We start from the raw sequence: 16,725 nt of genomic DNA on the forward strand, positions 1-16,725 counted from the left end.
CGTCCCACGGCCATCCGCACGGCCGTCGCCGTAGAGGATCCCTTCGTATGAACACCGCCGTATCCACCGACACCGTCCGAATTTTCGACACCACCCTGCGCGATGGCGAGCAGTCCCCGGGCTGCAGCATGTCCCCGCAGCAGAAGGTGGTCATGGCCCGCGCCCTGGCCGAGCTGGGCGTGGACATCATCGAGACCGGCTTCCCGGCCAGCTCCGAATCCGACCGCCAGGCCATGGCCCTGATCGGCCGCGAGGTGCGCACGCCGACCCTGGCGGTGCTGTCGCGCTGCCTGGCCGGCGACATCGAGATCTCCGCCCGCGCGCTGGAAGCGGCCGCCAACCCGCGCCTGCACGTCTTTTTGTCCACCAGCCCGCTGCATCGCGAGCACAAGCTGCGCATGAGCAAGGAGCAGGTGCTCGAGTCGGTGCACCGGCACGTGACCCTGGCGCGCGGTTATGTCGATGACGTGGAGTTCTCCGCCGAGGACGCCACCCGCACCGAGATCGACTACCTGATCGAGGTCGCCCGCACCGCCATCGCCGCCGGCGCGCGGACCATCAACCTGCCCGATACCGTCGGCTTCACCACCCCGGAGGAGATCGGCGACATGTTCCGCCGCGTGATCGCCGGCGTGGCCGACATCAGCGGCGCCGACAAGGTGATCTTCAGCGCGCACTGCCACAACGACCTGGGCCTGGCCGTGGCCAACTCGCTGGCCGCCGCCGAGGCCGGCGCGCGCCAGATCGAGGGCAGCATCAACGGCATCGGCGAGCGCGCGGGCAACTGCGCCATCGAGGAGATCGCCATGGCGCTGAAGGTCCGCAACGCGTTCTACGGCTTGGACACCGGCATCCAGACCCCGCGCATCGTGCCGACCTCGCAGCTGCTGCAGCGCCTGATCGGCATGCCGGTCCAGCGCAACAAGGCGGTGGTCGGCACCAACGCCTTCGCCCACGAGTCGGGCATCCACCAGCACGGCATGCTGCGCCACCGCGGCACCTACGAGATCATGCGGCCGCAGGACGTGGGCTGGCCGGACACGCAGATGGTGCTGGGCCGCCACAGCGGCCGCGCCGCGGTCGATGCGCGCCTGCGCGCGCTGGGCTATCTGCTGGAAGAGGACGAGCTGAAGCTGGTATTCGAGCAGTTCAAGGGCCTGTGCGAGCGCCAGCGCGTGGTCGGCGATGCCGACCTGCAGATGCTGATGCAGGATGCCGCGGTCAGCGATGGCTATCGCCTGGCCTCGATGACCATCTCCGATGTCGGCGGCCGCGCCAACGCGCTGGTCGAACTGTCCGATCCGGAAGGCAACCGCGTGGCCGAGACGGCGCAGGGCAATGGCCCGGTCGACGCGCTGTTCGGCGCGCTCTCGGCCGCCACCGGCGTCAAGTTGGAGCTGGACAGCTACCAGGTGCATAGCGTCGGCATCGGCGCCGACGCGCGTGGCGAGGCCAGCCTGTCGGTCCGCGCCGACGGCCTGGAATACGAAGGCACCGGCACGTCCAAGGACATCATCGAGGCCAGCGCGCTGGCCTGGCTGGACGTGGCCAACCGCCTGCTGCGCCAGCGCCAGCACGCCCCGGCGCCGAGCGAAGCCGCCGCGGCATGAACGCGGCGACGCACCCCGCCGCCTCCGCGGCAGGCCAGGCCTGGGATGCGGCCCGCTACGCGCGCAACGCCGGCTTCGTGCCGGCGCTGGGCGCCTCGGTGTCGGCGCTGCTCGATGCCCGGCCCGGCGAGCGCATCCTGGACCTGGGCTGCGGCGACGGCGTGCTGACCGCGCAGCTGGTCCAGGCCGGTGCGGACGTGGTGGGTGTGGATGCCTCGCCCGAGCTGGTCGCCGCTGCGGTCGAACGCGGCATCGATGCGCGCGTGATGGACGGGCACGCCCTGACCTTCGAGGGCGACTTCGATGCGGTCTTCAGCAACGCCGCGCTGCACTGGATGCGCCAGCCCGACGCGGTGCTGGCCGGCGTGCGCCACGCGCTCAAGCCCGGCGGGCGCTTCGTCGCCGAGTTCGGCGGCCATGGCAACGTGGCAGCGATCACCACCGCGCTGCGCGCGGCGCTGCAGGCCAACGGCGCCGGCGCGCCGGCCTTCGCCTGGTTCTTCCCCACGGCCGAGGAGTACGCCGCGCGGCTGGCGCAGCATGACTTCGAAGTCACGCAGATCGCGCTGATCCCGCGCCCGACGCCGCTGCCCACCGGCATCGCCGGCTGGCTGCAGACCTTCGCCGATCCCTTCCTGAGCGGCCTTAACGCCGACACCCGCAGCCGTGTGCTGGCCGACACCGAGGCGCTGCTGCGCCCGGCGCTGTGCGATGCCGCCGGCCAGTGGCACGCCGATTACGTGCGCCTGCGCTTCAGCGCGCGCCGCTCCCCGACCCCGCATTCAACGCAAGGCCATCCGCAATGAGTTCCGCCCCCCGTACGTTGTTCGACAAGCTGTGGGACGCGCATGTCGTGGTTCCCGAAAGCGACACCGCGCCCGCGGTGCTGTACATCGACCTGCACCTGATCCACGAGGTCACCTCGCCGCAGGCCTTCACCGAGCTGCGCGCGCGCGGCCTGGCGCCGCGCCGCCCGGACCGGACCAAGGCCACGATGGACCATTCCACGCCGACCCTGCCGGCCGGCGCCGATGGCCGGCTGCCCTACTACACCGCCGCGGCCGAGAAGCAGGTGCAGACGCTGGAAGCCAACTGCGCGCAGTACGGCATCGAGCTGTTCGACATGGGCTCGGCCAACCGCGGCATCGTCCACGTCATCGCCCCCGAGCAGGGCTTCACCCAGCCCGGCATGACCATCGTCTGCGGCGACAGCCACACCTCCACGCACGGCGCGTTCGGCGCGCTGGCCTTCGGCATCGGCACCAGCGAGGTCGGCCATGTGCTGGCCACCCAGTGCCTGCTGCAGCGCAAGCCGCGGACCATGTCGATCACGGTCGACGGGCCGCTGGCCCCGGGCGTGGGCGCCAAGGACGTGGTGCTGCACATCATCGGGGTGATCGGGGTCAACGGCGGCACCGGCCATGTGCTGGAGTTCCGCGGCTCGACCATCGAGGCGATGGACATGGAGCAGCGCATGACCCTGTGCAACATGTCCATCGAGGCCGGCGCGCGCGCCGGCATGGTCGCGCCCGACCAGATCACCTTCGACTATGTCGCGGACACCCCGCGTGGGCCCAAGGGCGCCGACTTCGACGCCGCGGTCGCCTACTGGAAGACCCTGCGCAGCGATGCGGGCGCGCGTTTCGATGCCGAAGTGGTGATCGACGCGGCCGACATCCGCCCGACCCTGACCTGGGGCACGCACCCGGGCACGGCGATCGCGGTCGATGCGGCCATCCCCGCCGCCAACGACGCGGCCGCGCAGAAGGGCCTGGACTACATGGGCTTCCATGCGGGCGAGCGCGTGGAAGGCGCCAAGGTCGACGTGGTGTTCGTCGGCTCGTGCACCAACGGCCGCCTGCGCGACATGCGCGAGGTCGCCCGCGTGCTGGCCGGGCGCAAGGTCGCCGAGGGCGTGCGCATGCTGGTGGTGCCGGGCTCGGAGATCGTCAAGCGCCAGGCCGAGGCCGAGGGCATCGACGCCATCGTGCGCGCCGCCGGCGCGCAGTGGCGCGAGCCGGGCTGCTCGATGTGCATCGCCATGAACGGCGATCTGGTGGCGCCGGGCGAGCTGGCCGTGTCCACCTCCAACCGCAATTTCGAGGGCCGCCAGGGCCCCGGCTCGCGTACCCTGCTCGCCTCGCCGCTGAGCGCGGCCTGGGCCGCGGTCAACGGCCACGTCAGCGATGTGCGTGATCTGTTCGCAGCAACCGAATCCAAGGAAGTGGCCTGATGCCCAGTCCCGAATCCAACCAGGCCGCGCACGTGGCCTTCACCGCCACGGTGGCCAGCGCGCTGGCCCGCAGCGTGCGCGACACGCCGCTGCGCCCGCGCCAGGAAGCGCCCGCGCCCGAGGCGCTGCCCGCCGCCGAGGTCACCGACGTGCCGGCCGATTTCGCGCTGGGCGGCAGCGAGGAGGCCGCGTGATGGCAGGTATCCGCACCATCACCTCCAGGGCCGTCGTGCTGCGTTCGACCAACATCGACACCGACCAGATCATTCCGGCGCGCTTCTTGTCCACCACCGAGCGCGCCGGCCTGGGCCGCAACGCCTTCAACGACTGGCGCTGGAAGGCCGACGGCACGCCCAATCCGGACTTCGCCTTCAACCAGCCGCACAACGCCGGGCGTTCGATCCTGCTGGCCGGGCGCAACTTCGGCTGCGGCTCCTCGCGCGAGCACGCGCCCTGGGCGCTGACCGACTTGGGCCTGCAGGCCGTGGTGTCCAGTGAGATCGCCGACATCTTCCGCGGCAACAGCCTCAAGAACGGCCTGCTGCCGGTGGTGCTGGCCGAGGCCGACGTGCAGACGCTGATGGAGCGTCCCGACGACGAGCTGACCATCGATGTGGCCGCGCGCGAGCTGCGCACGCCCGACGGGCGCGTCTATGCGTTCCCGCTGGACGGCTTCTCGCAGACCTGCCTGCTCGAAGGCGTCGACCAGCTGGGCTATCTGCTGGCCCGCGTCCCCGACATCGCCCGCTACGAGGCCGCCCATGCACGCTGACATCGTCGTCCTGCCCGGCGACGGCATCGGCCCGGAAGTGGCCGCCGCGGCCGTCGCCGTCCTCAAGGCCGTGGCCCAACAGCACGGCCACGATTTCCGCTTCGCCGAGCACGACATCGGCGGGGTCGCCATCGACCGCCACGGGGTGCCGCTGCCCGAGGCCACCACCCTCGCCTGCCAGCAGGCCGACGCGGTGCTGCTGGGCGCGGTCGGCGGGCCCAAGTGGTCCGACCCCAACGCCAAGATCCGGCCCGAGCAGGGCCTGCTGGCGATCCGCAAGGCGCTGGGCCTGTTCGCCAACCTGCGCCCGGTGCGGCCGCACCCGGCCGCGCTGGACGCCTCGCCGATCAAGCCGCACCTGCTGGCCGGCGTGGACATCGTGGTCGTGCGCGAGCTGACCGGCGGCATCTATTTCGGCGACAAGACCCGCACCGCCGAAGCGGCCAGCGATCTGTGCAGCTATTCGGTGGCCGAGGTGGAGCGGGTGCTGCGCAGCGCCTTCGGCCTGGCCCGCGCGCGCCGCGGCAAGGTCACCTCGGTGGACAAGGCCAACGTGCTGGAGACCTCGCGCCTGTGGCGCGAGGTGGCCGCGCGGGTCGGCCGCGAGGAGTTCCCGGACATCGCCCTGGAGCACCAGCTAGTCGATTCGATGGCCATGCACCTGCTGTCCAAGCCGCGCGAGTACGACGTGATCGTCACCGAGAACATGTTCGGGGACATCCTCACCGACGAGGCCTCGATGCTGGCCGGCTCGCTGGGCCTGCTGCCGTCGGCCTCGCTCGGCCAGAGCCGGGTCGGCCTGTACGAGCCGATCCATGGCTCGGCCCCGGACATCGCCGGCAAGGGCATCGCCAACCCCTACGCCACCATCCTCTCGGCCGCGCTGCTGCTGCGCCATTCGCTCGGGCTGGAAGCCGAGGCCCAGCGCATCGAGCAGGCCGTGGACGCCGCCCTGGACGCGCGCGCCTTCACCGCCGACCTGGCCGGCCCCGGCCAGGCGCTGAGCACCGCGCAGGCGACCGAGGCCGTGCTGGCCCAGCTCGAACGCCAGCCGGCCGGCCTGCGCGCCTGATCCCCGTCCCGGGGGCCGGTCCCGCCGGCCCCCGGGGCAGTCGGGCAAGCTGACGCAACGATGACGGGCGCGTCCGCGACGGCGCGCCCGGACTGTAAATATCGAACCGTCTAGTCTAGTATTGCGCGATGGTCCCGCAGGCTCCGCTCCCCGTGTCTTCCGACTCCTCCCGCAGCACGACGCCGTCAGGCCCGGGCCGTCCCAAGGACCTGGCCAAGCGCGCGGCGATCCTCGAGGCGGCCAAGGCGCTGTTCGCGCGCGAGGGCTTCGCCGGCGTCAGCATGGACCGCATCGCGGCCGAGGCCGGCGTGTCCAAGCTGACCGTCTACAGCCATTTCGGCGACAAGGAGTCGCTGTTCTCCGAGGCGATCCGCAACCTGTGCGAGGAGCTGCTGCCCGATGCCACCTTCAAGGTGCAGGGCGATGTCGGCGTGCGCGCGCAGCTGCGGCAGATCGCCGAAGGCTTCTTCGCCATGGTCACCAGCGAGCAGGCGATCAACACCTACCGCATGCTGCTGGCCAGCACCCAGGCCGACGAGCACCTGCGCCAGATCTTCTGGGAGTCCGGCCCCAAGCGCACCCACGACATCTTCGCCGGGCTGCTGCGCGAACAGGTCGCGCAGGGGCACCTGGACATCGAGGACATCGACGTGGCCGCCCGCCAGTTCTTCACCCTGCTCAAGGGCGAGATCTACGGCCGCATGATGTGCGGCCTGCTGGGTCGGCTGGAAGCGGGCGAGATCGACCGTCACCTGGATAACACGGTGGACATGTTCCTGCGCGCCTATGCCCGCCGCTGAACCCGAGCCGCCACGGCCCGGCCATGACTTCCGGTCCGGTGACTTCCGGCACTGCGTCCACCCCGGGTGCGGCGGCGATGCTCAGCACGCCTGCCGTGCCGCGCGCCGCTAGAATGCCCGCCCCGGTACACCGACACGCCCCCCGAGCATGCCCATGACGATCAACTACGCCCAAGCCCGCGAAAACATGGTGGAACAGCAGATCCGTCCCTGGGACGTACTGGAACCCCGCGTCCTGGACACGCTGGCCACCCTGCCGCGCGAGGCCTTCGTGCCGCCGGCGCACCGCGCGGTGGCCTATGCCGATCTGGAACTGCCGCTGGGCCACGGCCAGCGCATGATGAAGCCGGTGGTCGAAGGCCGCGTCCTGCAGGCGCTGGACGTGCAGCCCGGCGAGGATGTGCTGGAAATCGGCACCGGCAGCGGCTTCCTCACCGCCTGCCTGGCCGCGCTGGGCCGCGAAGTGGTCAGCCTGGAGCTGCACCCCGAGCTGGCCGCCTTCGCCCAGGCCAACCTGCAGGCCGCGGGGCTGGGCAGCAACGTGCGCATCGAAACCGCCGACGCGCTGGCCTGGACCACCGACCGCAAGTTCGACGCGGTCTGCATCACCGCCGCGGTGGACACCCTGCCGCTGGGCTTCATGGAACTGGTGCGTCCGGGCGGACGCCTGTTCGTGGTGCGCGGCCGCTCGCCGGCCATGGAAGCGGTGCTGGTGCACAACGACACCAGCGGCGCGCGCATCGAATCGTTGTTCGAGACCGATGCGCTGGGTTATCTGGTCGGCGCCGCGCCGGTCCCTGCGTTCGTCTTCTAAGCGCTTGGCACAAACTTTCAAGGAACTCCCACGATGAGCCGTCTCCCCCTCGTTCTCGCCGTCGCGCTGGCGCTGCCCTCGGCCGCCTCGGCCACCGACCTGATGCAGACCTATGAAATGGCCCGCAACGGCGACCCGACCCTGGCCCAGGCCGAGGCCGCGCGCCTGTCGCAGAAGGAAGGGGTGGTCCAGGCCCGCGCCACGCTGCTGCCGCAGGTCAACGGCACCGCCTCGCTCGGGCGCTCCAGTTCCAAGGTCACCCATGGCGGCGAGTGGATCGACAGCCCGCGCTCGCGCGACTACGCCGTGACGGTGAACCAGAGCCTGATCAACTTCGGCGACTACGCCCGGGTCAACTCGCAGCGCGCGCTGAGCCAGGCGGCGGATTTCGACCTGGATTCGGCCAACGACTCGCTGATCACGCGCACCTCGGCGGCCTACTTCAACGTGCTGATCGCGATCGAGACGCTGGCCTCGGCCGAGGCCGCGCAGGCCGCGTTCCAGAAGCAGTTCGACTACGCGCAGAAGCGTCTGGACGTGGGTCTGGCCCCGATCACCGACGTGCACGAAGCCCGCGCCTCCTACGACAGCGCGCGCGCCACGGTCATCACCCAGCGCAACGCGCTCAAGGACGCCTACGAGGCCCTGACCGAGATCACCGGCCAGCCGGTGACCAACCTGCGCGGCCTGCCGGACGACTTCAAGCCGCAGCTGCCCTCGCAATACAGCGCCGATGGCTGGGTCGACACCGCGTTGGCGCAGAATCCGCAGCTGAAGTCGCTGCAGCTGCAGGTGCAGTCGGCCGACTCCGGCATCAGCGCGGCCCGCGCCGGCCATCTGCCGACCCTGAGCCTGAGCGGCAGCTACGGCCGCAGCGCCAATTGGGGCGGCGACTCGGACACCGGCACGGACGGTTCGCGCCGCGGCGAGTACGACTCGCGCTCGATCGGCCTGACCCTGAACGTGCCGATCTTCTCCGGCGGCGCCACGCAATCGCAGGTGCGCCAGGCCGTCGCCCAGCGCGATTCGGCCCAGGATGCCTTCGAACAGCAGCGCCGCGCGGTGGTGCGCAACACGCGCAACGCCTACCAGGTGCTGGAGGCCGGCATCAGCGAGATCGAGGCCCGTCGTTCGGCCGTGGTCTCCGCGCGCAGCGCCTACGACGCCTCGCAGGTCGGCCTGGAAGTGGGCACCCGCACCGTGCTGGACGTGCTGACCAACCAGAACAACCTGGTCTCCGCGCAGCAGCAGTACTCGCTGGCCAAGTACAACTTCCTGCAGAACCGCCTGCTGCTGGAAGCCGCCGCCGGCACGCTGGACGCGGCCGACCTGCAGGACGTCAACGCCCTGCTCAGCGCCGACGCCAATACCCGCCTGAGCGACGACGACGTCAAGGCCATCGGCGTGCCCAAGGCGCAGTAAGCGTCCGCATCCTTCAAGCAACGACGGCCGCGCAAGCGGCCGTCGTGCTTTACGCGCCCGCGCAGGCCGCGTGCGTGGCCTGCGCGAGGGCGCCGGCGCCCTCGGCCTGGGGAAACCACAGGCTCATGACCGTGCCGCGCCCAAGCGCGGTATCGACATCGATGAAGCCGCCGCTGTGGCGCATCAGCGCATAGACCTGCGCCAGGCCAAGGCCGGTGCCCTCCCCCTCGGGCTTGGTGGTGAAGTAGGGCTCGAACAGCCGCGACAGCGTGGCCTGGTCCATGCCCGTGCCGGTGTCGGCCACCGACAGCACCACGTACTGGCCGCTGGCGCGCGAGGGCGTGGCGCCATCGCTGGCGATGGACTGGTGCGAGAAGGACACGGTGATCTGGCCGCGGTTCTGGCAGGCATCGCGGGCGTTGATGCACAGGTTCATCACCGCCTGGCCGATGGCGTGCGGATCGCCCTGGGTGATCAACGCCTGCGGCGCGGGCTCGACCACCAGCACCATGTCCGGGCCCAGCGACTGGCGCATCAGCTCGGCCATGGACGTGGCCACCTCGCGCAGGTCCAGCGCCTCGAAGCGCGGCGGATGCCGGCGCGAGAACGCCAGCAGCCGGCGCGCCAGCATCGAGGCATGATGCAGCGCCTCCTGCCCGCGCCCCAGCAGCTTGCGCTGCAGCGGGGTGAGCTGCTCGGGCGTGTCGGTGACCACGCTGATGGCCGCCACCGCGGTCTGCAGCATGTTGTTGAAGTCGTGGGCGATGCCGGCCACCAGCTGGCCGACCGCCTCGCCCTTCTGCGCCTGCAGCGAGGCCAGCTCGGCCGAATCACGCGCGCGCTCGGCCAGGCTGCGCGCGGCCTCGGCGATGTCCACCTGCCCGCGCAGCGCCTCGGCGGCATGGCGCTCGGCCTCGGCCTGCTCCTGGGTCTGGGTGAGCGAGGATTCCAGGAAGTCGGCGTGGCGCGCGGTCACCAGCTCGCGCAGCTCGGCGCCCTGCAGCTGCGAGGTCAGGCTCTCGTTGATCAGGCGCAGCGCGTGTTCGGAGCGCAGGCGATCGGTGACGTCGCGGCACATGGCCAGCAGCAGCACCGGCTGGCCGCGGTCCAGCGCCAGCGGGCTGACGATCACCGACCAGATCCGCTCCTGGTCGCGCAGGGTCTGGATGGCGCCCTGGAACTCGTTGCGCTGGCCCACGCAGGCCAGGCGCACGGCCTCGCGGGCGATCGCCCGCATCGCCGGCGTCCACAGGTCGTGCCAGTGCCGGCCGACCACGTCGTGACGGCCGTAGGCCTCCAGCAGCTCAAGCCCACGCTGGTTAACCGAGACCACGCGGCCGCCGCCATCGAGTTCGAAAATGCTGTCACCGGACAGCTCGACGATCTGACGGTAGTGGTCTCGCGAAAAGGCTGGCATGGGAACTCCGCAACGCTCCCCGCCGTAACTGCTGCGGCGGGCACCACCCCAGCCTAGCCGAGGTCACCCCCCTTTCACAGCGCTGTGACGATTATTCGGCTTACTCGGGTCTTCAGGTTTTCCGCGTCACATGGCTCCTATCCCAATGATCCTCATCGTCGAGGATGACGCGGGTGCGCGCGAGATCGCGGCCCTGATCCTCGAAGCCGAGGGCTATCAGGTCACGCAGGCCAACGGCGGCAACCAGGCGCTGCAACTGCTGGAGAGCGGTGCCGCCTTCGATCTGGTCTTCAGCGACATCAACATGCCCGGCGGCATGGACGGCATCCAGCTGGCCCGGCGCGTGGCCGATCTGGATGCGCAGATCCCGGTGGTGCTGACTTCCGGCCATGCCGAGGGCTCGTTCCGCGACTTCCCGACCAACGCCAGGTTCCTGCCCAAGCCATACAACCGGCAGGCCCTGCTGGGCATGCTGCGCCAGCAGCTGGCGCGCTAGAGAGCCGGGCGCCCTTCATCCCATCTCGGCCGGGTCTGGGGCAAGATTCGTGGTGGAAGATGTTGGCGCCGGGACGGCGTGAGTCGCAATCACACCACCGCGCGCGCCCGGGAGGGGGGCCACCGGGAATGAGCATGTCCGACCCACCACGCCGGCGATGGCTGCCCGAGTTGCTGCGCGCATTCGTGCTGGCCGTGTGCCTGTTGTTCGCCGGGGCCGAGTACTGGCACGGGCTGGAGACCCGGCGCGAGGCGACCGAACAGATCTATTCGGACGCGGGCAACCTGGCGCGTTCGGTCAGCCAGCACGCCGGGGATTCGATGCTGGTGGCCGACGGCGTGCTGTCCGGCATCGTCGAGAACCTGCGCATCGAGGGCGCCACGCCGCGCGACCTGGCCCAGCTGGACGGCTACCTGCGCGACGAAGCGCGCCGCTCGGGCCGCATCCATGGCCTGTTCGTCTACGATGCGCAGGGCCGCTGGATCGCCTCGTCGCTGGACCACCTGCCGCCCAACATGAACAACGGCGACCGGGCCTATTTCAAGCATCACCAGGCGGTGGACGACACCTTGCCGTGGGTAGGCCCGCCGGTGCGCAGCCGCTCGGACAACCAGTGGATCCTCACCGTCAGCCGCCGCTACAACGATGCGCGCGGGCAGTTCGCCGGCGTGGTGCTGGCGAGCATCCGCTCGGCGTATTTCGCCGAGCACTACCGCGGCTTCGACGTCGGCCGGCATGGCGCCATCACCCTGCTCGACGATGCGGGGCTGGTCTGCGCGCGCTCGCCCGAACTCAATGCCGTCGGCCAGGACTTCTCGCACAGCGACCTGTTCGCGCGGCTGCGCGGCGCGCCGGCCGGTTCGCTGGCCTACGTGTCGCCGTTGGACCACACCCGGCGGATCAGCGGCTTCCAGCACGTCGAGGGCTTCCCGCTGATCGCCGTGGCGGCGCTGTCCGAGGACGAGGCCCTGGCCGCCTGGCGCGGCTCGGTGCGCACCCACGCGCTGCTGACGCTGTTCACCGTGGTGCTGCTGGCCGGGCTGGGCGAGTGGCTGCGTCGCCAGCTGCTGGCGCGCCAGGCGGCGCAGGACCAGCTCGAGACGCTGGTGCGTACCGACGCCCTGACCGGCCTGGCCAATCGCCGCGCCCTGGACGAGACGCTGGCCGACGCATGGGCCCGCGCGCGCCGCGAGGGCACGCCGCTGGGGCTGCTGCTGGCCGATCTGGACCACTTCAAGAACTTCAACGACACCTACGGCCACCAGGCCGGCGACGTCTGTCTCACCCGGGTGGCGCAGGTGCTCAAGCAGAGCGCGCGGCGACAGGGCGATCTGGCCGCGCGCTATGGCGGCGAGGAGCTGGCCCTGGTCCTGCCCGGCTGCGATGCCGACGCCCTGCGCGCGATGGGCGAGGCCGTGTGCCGCAACGTGCGCGCGCTGAAGATCCCCCACGCCGAGAGCTACAGCGCCAGCGTGGTCACCATCAGCGTCGGCGCGGTGGCGCTGTGGCCGAGCCGCATGGGCGAGGACGAAGGCCCGGCCACCTTGATCCATCTGGCCGACCTGGCCCTGTACGACGCCAAGGCCGGCGGCCGCAATCGCATGGTGATGCGCTCATGAGCCGGCGCGTGGAAGCGACATCGCGAACGCAAGCACGGGCCACAGGCGCGCCGGGCCGCCGGCGCTAACATCGGTCGCGATGACCACGCCTCGGCCTGCCTCGACCGACGCCCCCCTCGCACTGCACGGCCTGGTCCTGGCCGGCGGCGCGAGCCGGCGCATGGGCCGCGACAAGGCGGCCCTGGTCTACGGCACCCAGCCGCAGCTTGAGGTCGCCTTCTCCCTGCTGCAGGCGCAGGTGCAGCGCTGCCTGGTGTCGGTGCGCGCCGACCAGCAGGACGACCCGCTGCGGGCGCGCTTCCCGCAGCTGCTCGATCGGCATCACGGCATCGGCCCGGCCGCCGGCCTGCTCGCCGCGCATGCGTCAGCGCCCCAGGCCGCGTGGCTGGTCATCGCCTGCGACCTGCCGGGGCTCGAGGCGGCCACGCTGCAGCGGCTGACCGCGGCCTTCGTCCCGGGCGACGGTGCGGTGGCCTTCCGCAGCGCCGGCGACGGCCTGCCCGAGCCGCTGTGCGCGCTCTGGGCCCTGCCCGCGCTGCAGCGCCTGCGCCGCCAGGTCGAGGGCGGACACTTCGGCCTGCGCCGCGCACTGGACGCCGACGACGTGCGCCTGCTCGCGCCGCAGGCGGCGCAGGTGCTGGACAACGCCAACACGCCCGAGGACCTGGCGCGGCTGCGCGGCGAGGTGCGGCATGGCTGATCCCTGCGCGGGCGAAGGCCTGCTGTCCTACGAAGCCGCGCTGGCCCGGCTGATCGCCTCGGCCGGCGCGCTGCCGGCCGAAGCCTGCGCCACCGACGAGGCGGCCGGGCGCGTGCTGGCTGAAGCGGTGCGCGCGCAGGCGGCGCTGCCGCCGTTCGACAACGCCGCCATGGACGGTTACGCGCTGCGCAGCGATGGCCGGGCCATCGCCGCCGGCAGCGTGTGGCCGATCGCCGGACGCGTGGTCGCCGGCGACGCGCCGCCGCAGGCGCCGGCCGCGGCCTGGGAGATCATGACCGGCGCGGCGCTACCGCCCGGCGCGGACAGCGTGGTGCCCTACGAGCGCACCGAACGCCTGGACGCGGCGCGCATGCGCGTCCTGGAAGACCTCGCACCGGCGCGTCACATCCGCCGCGCCGGCAGCGACCTGCAGCCCGGCGACCCGATCGCCACGGCCGGCACGCCGGTCGATGCCACGCTGCGGATGTTGCTGGCCGCGGCCGGGATCGGGCAGATCCAGATCGGGCGCGCGCCGCGCGTGGCGATCCTGTCCACGGGCGACGAACTCGTCGCCGATGCCGACGCCCCGCTGCGGCCGGGCCAGATCCGCGCCAGCAACGGCCCCTTCCTGCAGACCGCGCTGACCGAGCTCGGCGCGCGCGTGCTGGCCTGCCGCACCCTGGGCGACGACCCGGCGCAGTTCGCCGCCGCGCTGGCCGAGGTCGCGGTCGAGGCCGATCTGGTGCTGACCACCGGCGCGGTCTCGGCCGGCGTGCACGACTTCGTTCCGGCGGCGCTGGGCACGGCCGGTGCGCAGCTGCTGTTCCAGGGCGTGGCCATCCGCCCGGGCAAACCGCTGCTGGCCGCGCGCCTGGCGCAGGGGCCGCTGCTGCTGGGGCTGCCGGGCAATCCGGTCGCCACCGTGCTGGGATTTCGCTTCTTCGCCGTGCCCCTGCTGCGGCACTGGCTGGGTAGGCCGCCCGAACGACCGCTGCTGGCCCGCCTTGCCGAACCGGTGCGCGGGCGCGGGGTGTTGCGCGGCTTTCTCAAGGCGCGCGTCAGCCACGACGAGGACGGCACGCTGCGCGTGCGCGTGCTAGCCGGGCAGGAGTCCTTCCGCATCGCCTCGCTGCTGCAGGCCAACGCCTGGGCGACGCTGGCGCCCGACGCCGACGCGCTGCCCGCCGGCGCACGCGTGGAGGTCTATCCGCGCGATCCCGACGGCGGCTGGCGCTTCGACTGAGCGCCGCTCCGGCGGTGCGCAGCACCCGCCCTCAGGCCGCGGCGCTGACCTTGACCGGCACCGACTTGTAGGTCGGCGTGCCGGACTGCCGGTCGTAGCTCTCCAGCGGCACCAGGCAATTGCCTTCCGGGTAGTACATCGCCGCGCAGCCGCGCGGGATGTCGTAGGCCACTGCGGTGAAGCCGCGCACGGTGTGGTCCTCGCCGTTCGCGCCGGGCAGGCGCGAGGCCACGTCGATCAGATCGCCCTGCTCCAGCCCCAGCATGGCCAGGTCTTCGGCGTTGAGGAACACCACGTCGCGCCGCCCGTGCACGCCGCGGTAGCGATCGCTCAGGCCGTAGAGCGTGGTGTTGTACTGGTCGTGCGCGCGCAGCGTCGTCAGGGTCAGCAGGCCCAGCTGCGCCACCGGCGCGTCCTCGGCCAACCCTTCGACGACCAGGAACTGCGCCTTCTTGCCCGGCCCGCCCCAGTCGCGCACCGAGGCGCCGACTGGCAGGCGAAACCCGCCCGGGGTGCGGATGCGCTGGTTGTAGTCGCGGAAGATCGGGAACACCGCCTCGATCCCGTCGCGGATGCGGTCGTAGTCCTCGACCAGCCACGCCCAGTCGACCTTGCTGTGCGGCAGCAGCGCGCGGGCCATGCCGGCGATGATCGCCGGCTCCGAGCGCAGTTGCTCCGACGCCGGCGTCAGCGTGCCCTGCGAGGCGTGCACCATCGACATCGAATCCTCCACCGTCACCGACTGCGGGCCGCCGGCCTGCTCGTCACGCTCAGTGCGACCCAGGCACGGCAGCAGGAAGGTCTCCCTGGCCGGGATCAGATGCGAGCGGTTGGGCTTGGTGGCGATATGCACGGCCAGGTCCAGCGAACGCATCGCGGCGAAGCAGGCCTGCGGATCGGGCATGGCCACGGCCAGGTTGCCGCCCAGCGCGACGAAGGCCTTGGAGCGGCCGTCGCGGATGGCCTTCATCGCCTCTACCGCGTCGTGCCCATGGCTGAGTGGGAAGGAGAACCCGTACTTGGCCTGGATGCCGTCGAGCAGCGCCTGGGTGGGCTTCTCGGTGATGCCGACCGTGCGGTCGCCCTGCACGTTGGAATGGCCACGGATCGGCGCGATGCCGGCGCCGGGCTTGCCCATGTTGCCGCGCAGGAGCAGCAGGTCGGCCATCAGGTGCACGTTCTGCGTGCCGCGCAGGTGCTGGGTCATGCCCATGCCGTAGCACAGGATCACGCGCTCGGCCTTGGCATAGACCTGGGCCGCGGCCTCGATGTCGGCGCGGGCCAGGCCCGAGGCCTGCACGATGTCCTCCCAGCGCGTGGCCTCGATGTCCGCGCGCAGCGCCTCGAAGCCCTCGGTGTGTTCGCCGATGAAGGCGCGGTCGAGCAGCCCCGTGCCGCCGGCCGCGATGTCGTCCGCATCGGCCTGCAGCAGCCACTTCATCATGCCCTTGAGCATGGCCGCGTCGCCGCCGACCTTGACCTGGTAGTAGGCCTGGGCGATCTGCGTGCCGTGGTTGGTCAGCATCTCGGTCGGATGCTGCGGCGAGACGAAGCGCTCCAGGCCGCGCTCCTTGAGCGGATTGACCGCGATGATCGGCACGCCGCGCTTGGCCAGCGCCCGCAGCGTGGTGAGCATGCGCGGATGATTGGTGCCCGGGTTGTGGCCGAAGCTGAAGAGCGCGTCGCAGTGATCGAAGTCCTCCAGCGTCACCGTGCCCTTGCCCACGCCGATGGACTGCGGCAGGCCCACGCTGGTGGCCTCGTGGCACATGTTGGAGCAGTCGGGGAAGTTGTTGGTGCCGAACTCGCGCACCATCAGCTGGTACAGGAACGCGGCCTCGTTCGACGCGCGCCCCGAGGTATAGAACTCGGCCATGTCCGGCGAAGGCAGTGCACGCAGCGCGCGCCCGATGCGCTCGAACGCCTCGTCCCAGCCGATCGGCAGGTAGCGGTCGCTCTGGTGGTCGTAGACCATCGGCTCGGTCAGGCGACCGGCGTCCTCGAGCTGGTGGTCGTTCCACGCCCACAGCTCGCTGACGCGGTGCCGAGCGAAGAACTCAGGGGGCGCGCGCTTGGCGGTGGCCTCCCAGCTGACCGCCTTGGCCCCGTTCTCGCAGAACTCGAAGGACGAGGTATGCGCCGGATCGGGCCAGGCGCAGCCCGGACAGTCGAAGCCATCGGGCTGGTTGACCCGCCGCAGCGCCGAGGTCTCGCGCGGCACGTCCATCTGATCCTTCAGCGCCTTGGCCACCGCGCGCAGCGCGCCCCAGCCGCCGGCGGCGGCCTCGTAGTCCTCGACGCCGGGGACGTTCGGTTCATCGCTGGCCATGACGCACACCTGCCGCTTTGGGTCGGACGCTCATGATGCCTCTAACGCACTGCACGTTGCGTGCAGATGCCAATGCCGGTTCAGTTGACGCCAAACACCTGCCAGCCTGCCTTCTACCTAGCCTCTACGGCGCCGGGTGGCCGGACCAATTCACGAATGCGTCCAGATGCAAGGAGCGAAGCGAACCTACATGGCGCC

General features: G+C 71.3%; 15 protein-coding genes. 13 read left to right on the top strand and 2 right to left on the bottom strand.

Translation table 11 applies throughout. From position 1 onward, the window contains the following. The first annotated feature begins 47 nt into the window (after positions 1 to 47). From MWN52_RS14820 to MWN52_RS14860, 9 genes are all read left to right on the top strand, one after another. Positions 48 to 1,610, top strand: a complete 1,563-nt coding sequence (locus MWN52_RS14820; RefSeq protein WP_131659006.1) for a 2-isopropylmalate synthase — start codon at positions 48 to 50, stop codon at positions 1,608 to 1,610. Beyond that, positions 1,607 to 2,416 carry a class I SAM-dependent methyltransferase gene (locus MWN52_RS14825; protein ID WP_286575231.1) on the top strand — a complete coding sequence of 270 codons (810 nt, stop codon included), beginning with the start codon at positions 1,607 to 1,609 and terminating at the stop codon, positions 2,414 to 2,416. The genes MWN52_RS14820 and MWN52_RS14825 overlap by 4 nt, the downstream gene beginning before the upstream one ends. Continuing rightward, entirely contained in the window at positions 2,413 to 3,843 is a 1,431-nt protein-coding gene (gene leuC / locus MWN52_RS14830) for a 3-isopropylmalate dehydratase large subunit (RefSeq protein ID WP_286575232.1), read from the top strand. The genes MWN52_RS14825 and leuC overlap by 4 nt, the downstream gene beginning before the upstream one ends. Next, positions 3,843 to 4,037 (top strand): hypothetical protein, encoded by a 195-nt coding sequence (locus tag MWN52_RS14835; protein ID WP_286575233.1) that lies wholly within the window; start codon positions 3,843 to 3,845, stop codon positions 4,035 to 4,037. The genes leuC and MWN52_RS14835 overlap by 1 nt, the downstream gene beginning before the upstream one ends. Further along, positions 4,037 to 4,615 carry a 3-isopropylmalate dehydratase small subunit gene (leuD, locus tag MWN52_RS14840; protein WP_130554003.1) on the top strand — a complete coding sequence of 193 codons (579 nt, stop codon included), beginning with the start codon at positions 4,037 to 4,039 and terminating at the stop codon, positions 4,613 to 4,615. The genes MWN52_RS14835 and leuD overlap by 1 nt, the downstream gene beginning before the upstream one ends. Then, positions 4,605 to 5,687 carry a 3-isopropylmalate dehydrogenase gene (leuB, locus tag MWN52_RS14845; protein ID WP_286575236.1) on the top strand — a complete coding sequence of 361 codons (1,083 nt, stop codon included), beginning with the start codon at positions 4,605 to 4,607 and terminating at the stop codon, positions 5,685 to 5,687. Before leuD ends, leuB begins: the two co-directional genes overlap by 11 nt. A gap of 128 nt (positions 5,688 to 5,815) precedes the next feature. Continuing rightward, positions 5,816 to 6,487 (top strand): TetR/AcrR family transcriptional regulator, encoded by a 672-nt coding sequence (locus MWN52_RS14850; protein WP_286575237.1) that lies wholly within the window; start codon positions 5,816 to 5,818, stop codon positions 6,485 to 6,487. Positions 6,488 to 6,641: 154 nt separating this feature from the next. Continuing rightward, a complete protein-coding gene (locus MWN52_RS14855) occupies positions 6,642 to 7,301 on the top strand; it encodes a protein-L-isoaspartate O-methyltransferase family protein (protein ID WP_130516983.1) in 660 nt (219 codons plus the stop codon). Positions 7,302 to 7,334: 33 nt separating this feature from the next. Continuing rightward, positions 7,335 to 8,723: a TolC family outer membrane protein gene (locus MWN52_RS14860; protein ID WP_286575240.1), complete on the top strand. Its 1,389-nt coding sequence runs from the start codon at positions 7,335 to 7,337 to the stop codon at positions 8,721 to 8,723. A 49-nt stretch (positions 8,724 to 8,772) separates the two neighbouring features. On the opposite strand, the gene MWN52_RS14865 is transcribed toward MWN52_RS14860, so the two are convergent. Then, a complete protein-coding gene (locus MWN52_RS14865; RefSeq protein ID WP_286575241.1) occupies positions 8,773 to 10,140 on the bottom strand; it encodes a PAS domain-containing sensor histidine kinase in 1,368 nt (455 codons plus the stop codon). Between the two features lie 130 nt (positions 10,141 to 10,270). On the opposite strand from MWN52_RS14865, the gene MWN52_RS14870 reads away from it, so the two are divergent. From MWN52_RS14870 to MWN52_RS14885, 4 genes are all read left to right on the top strand, one after another. Next, a complete protein-coding gene (locus MWN52_RS14870) occupies positions 10,271 to 10,636 on the top strand; it encodes a response regulator (protein ID WP_130516977.1) in 366 nt (121 codons plus the stop codon). A gap of 134 nt (positions 10,637 to 10,770) precedes the next feature. Next, positions 10,771 to 12,255, top strand: a complete 1,485-nt coding sequence (locus MWN52_RS14875) for a GGDEF domain-containing protein (protein WP_286575243.1) — start codon at positions 10,771 to 10,773, stop codon at positions 12,253 to 12,255. Between the two features lie 79 nt (positions 12,256 to 12,334). Further along, the gene (locus tag MWN52_RS14880) at positions 12,335 to 12,955 is read left to right on the top strand and encodes an NTP transferase domain-containing protein (RefSeq protein WP_286575245.1); all 621 of its coding nucleotides are present in this window, start codon (positions 12,335 to 12,337) and stop codon (positions 12,953 to 12,955) included. Then, a complete protein-coding gene (locus MWN52_RS14885; protein ID WP_286575246.1) occupies positions 12,948 to 14,198 on the top strand; it encodes a molybdopterin molybdotransferase MoeA in 1,251 nt (416 codons plus the stop codon). Before MWN52_RS14880 ends, MWN52_RS14885 begins: the two co-directional genes overlap by 8 nt. A gap of 31 nt (positions 14,199 to 14,229) precedes the next feature. Here MWN52_RS14885 and MWN52_RS14890 read toward each other — a convergent pair whose 3' ends face one another. Then, positions 14,230 to 16,527 carry an FdhF/YdeP family oxidoreductase gene (locus MWN52_RS14890; protein WP_286575247.1) on the bottom strand — a complete coding sequence of 766 codons (2,298 nt, stop codon included), beginning with the start codon at positions 16,525 to 16,527 and terminating at the stop codon, positions 14,230 to 14,232. Positions 16,528 to 16,725 lie beyond the last annotated feature (198 nt).

It is taken from the genome of Pseudoxanthomonas winnipegensis (assembly GCF_030322905.1).
Classification (GTDB): domain Bacteria; phylum Pseudomonadota; class Gammaproteobacteria; order Xanthomonadales; family Xanthomonadaceae; genus Pseudoxanthomonas_A; species Pseudoxanthomonas_A winnipegensis.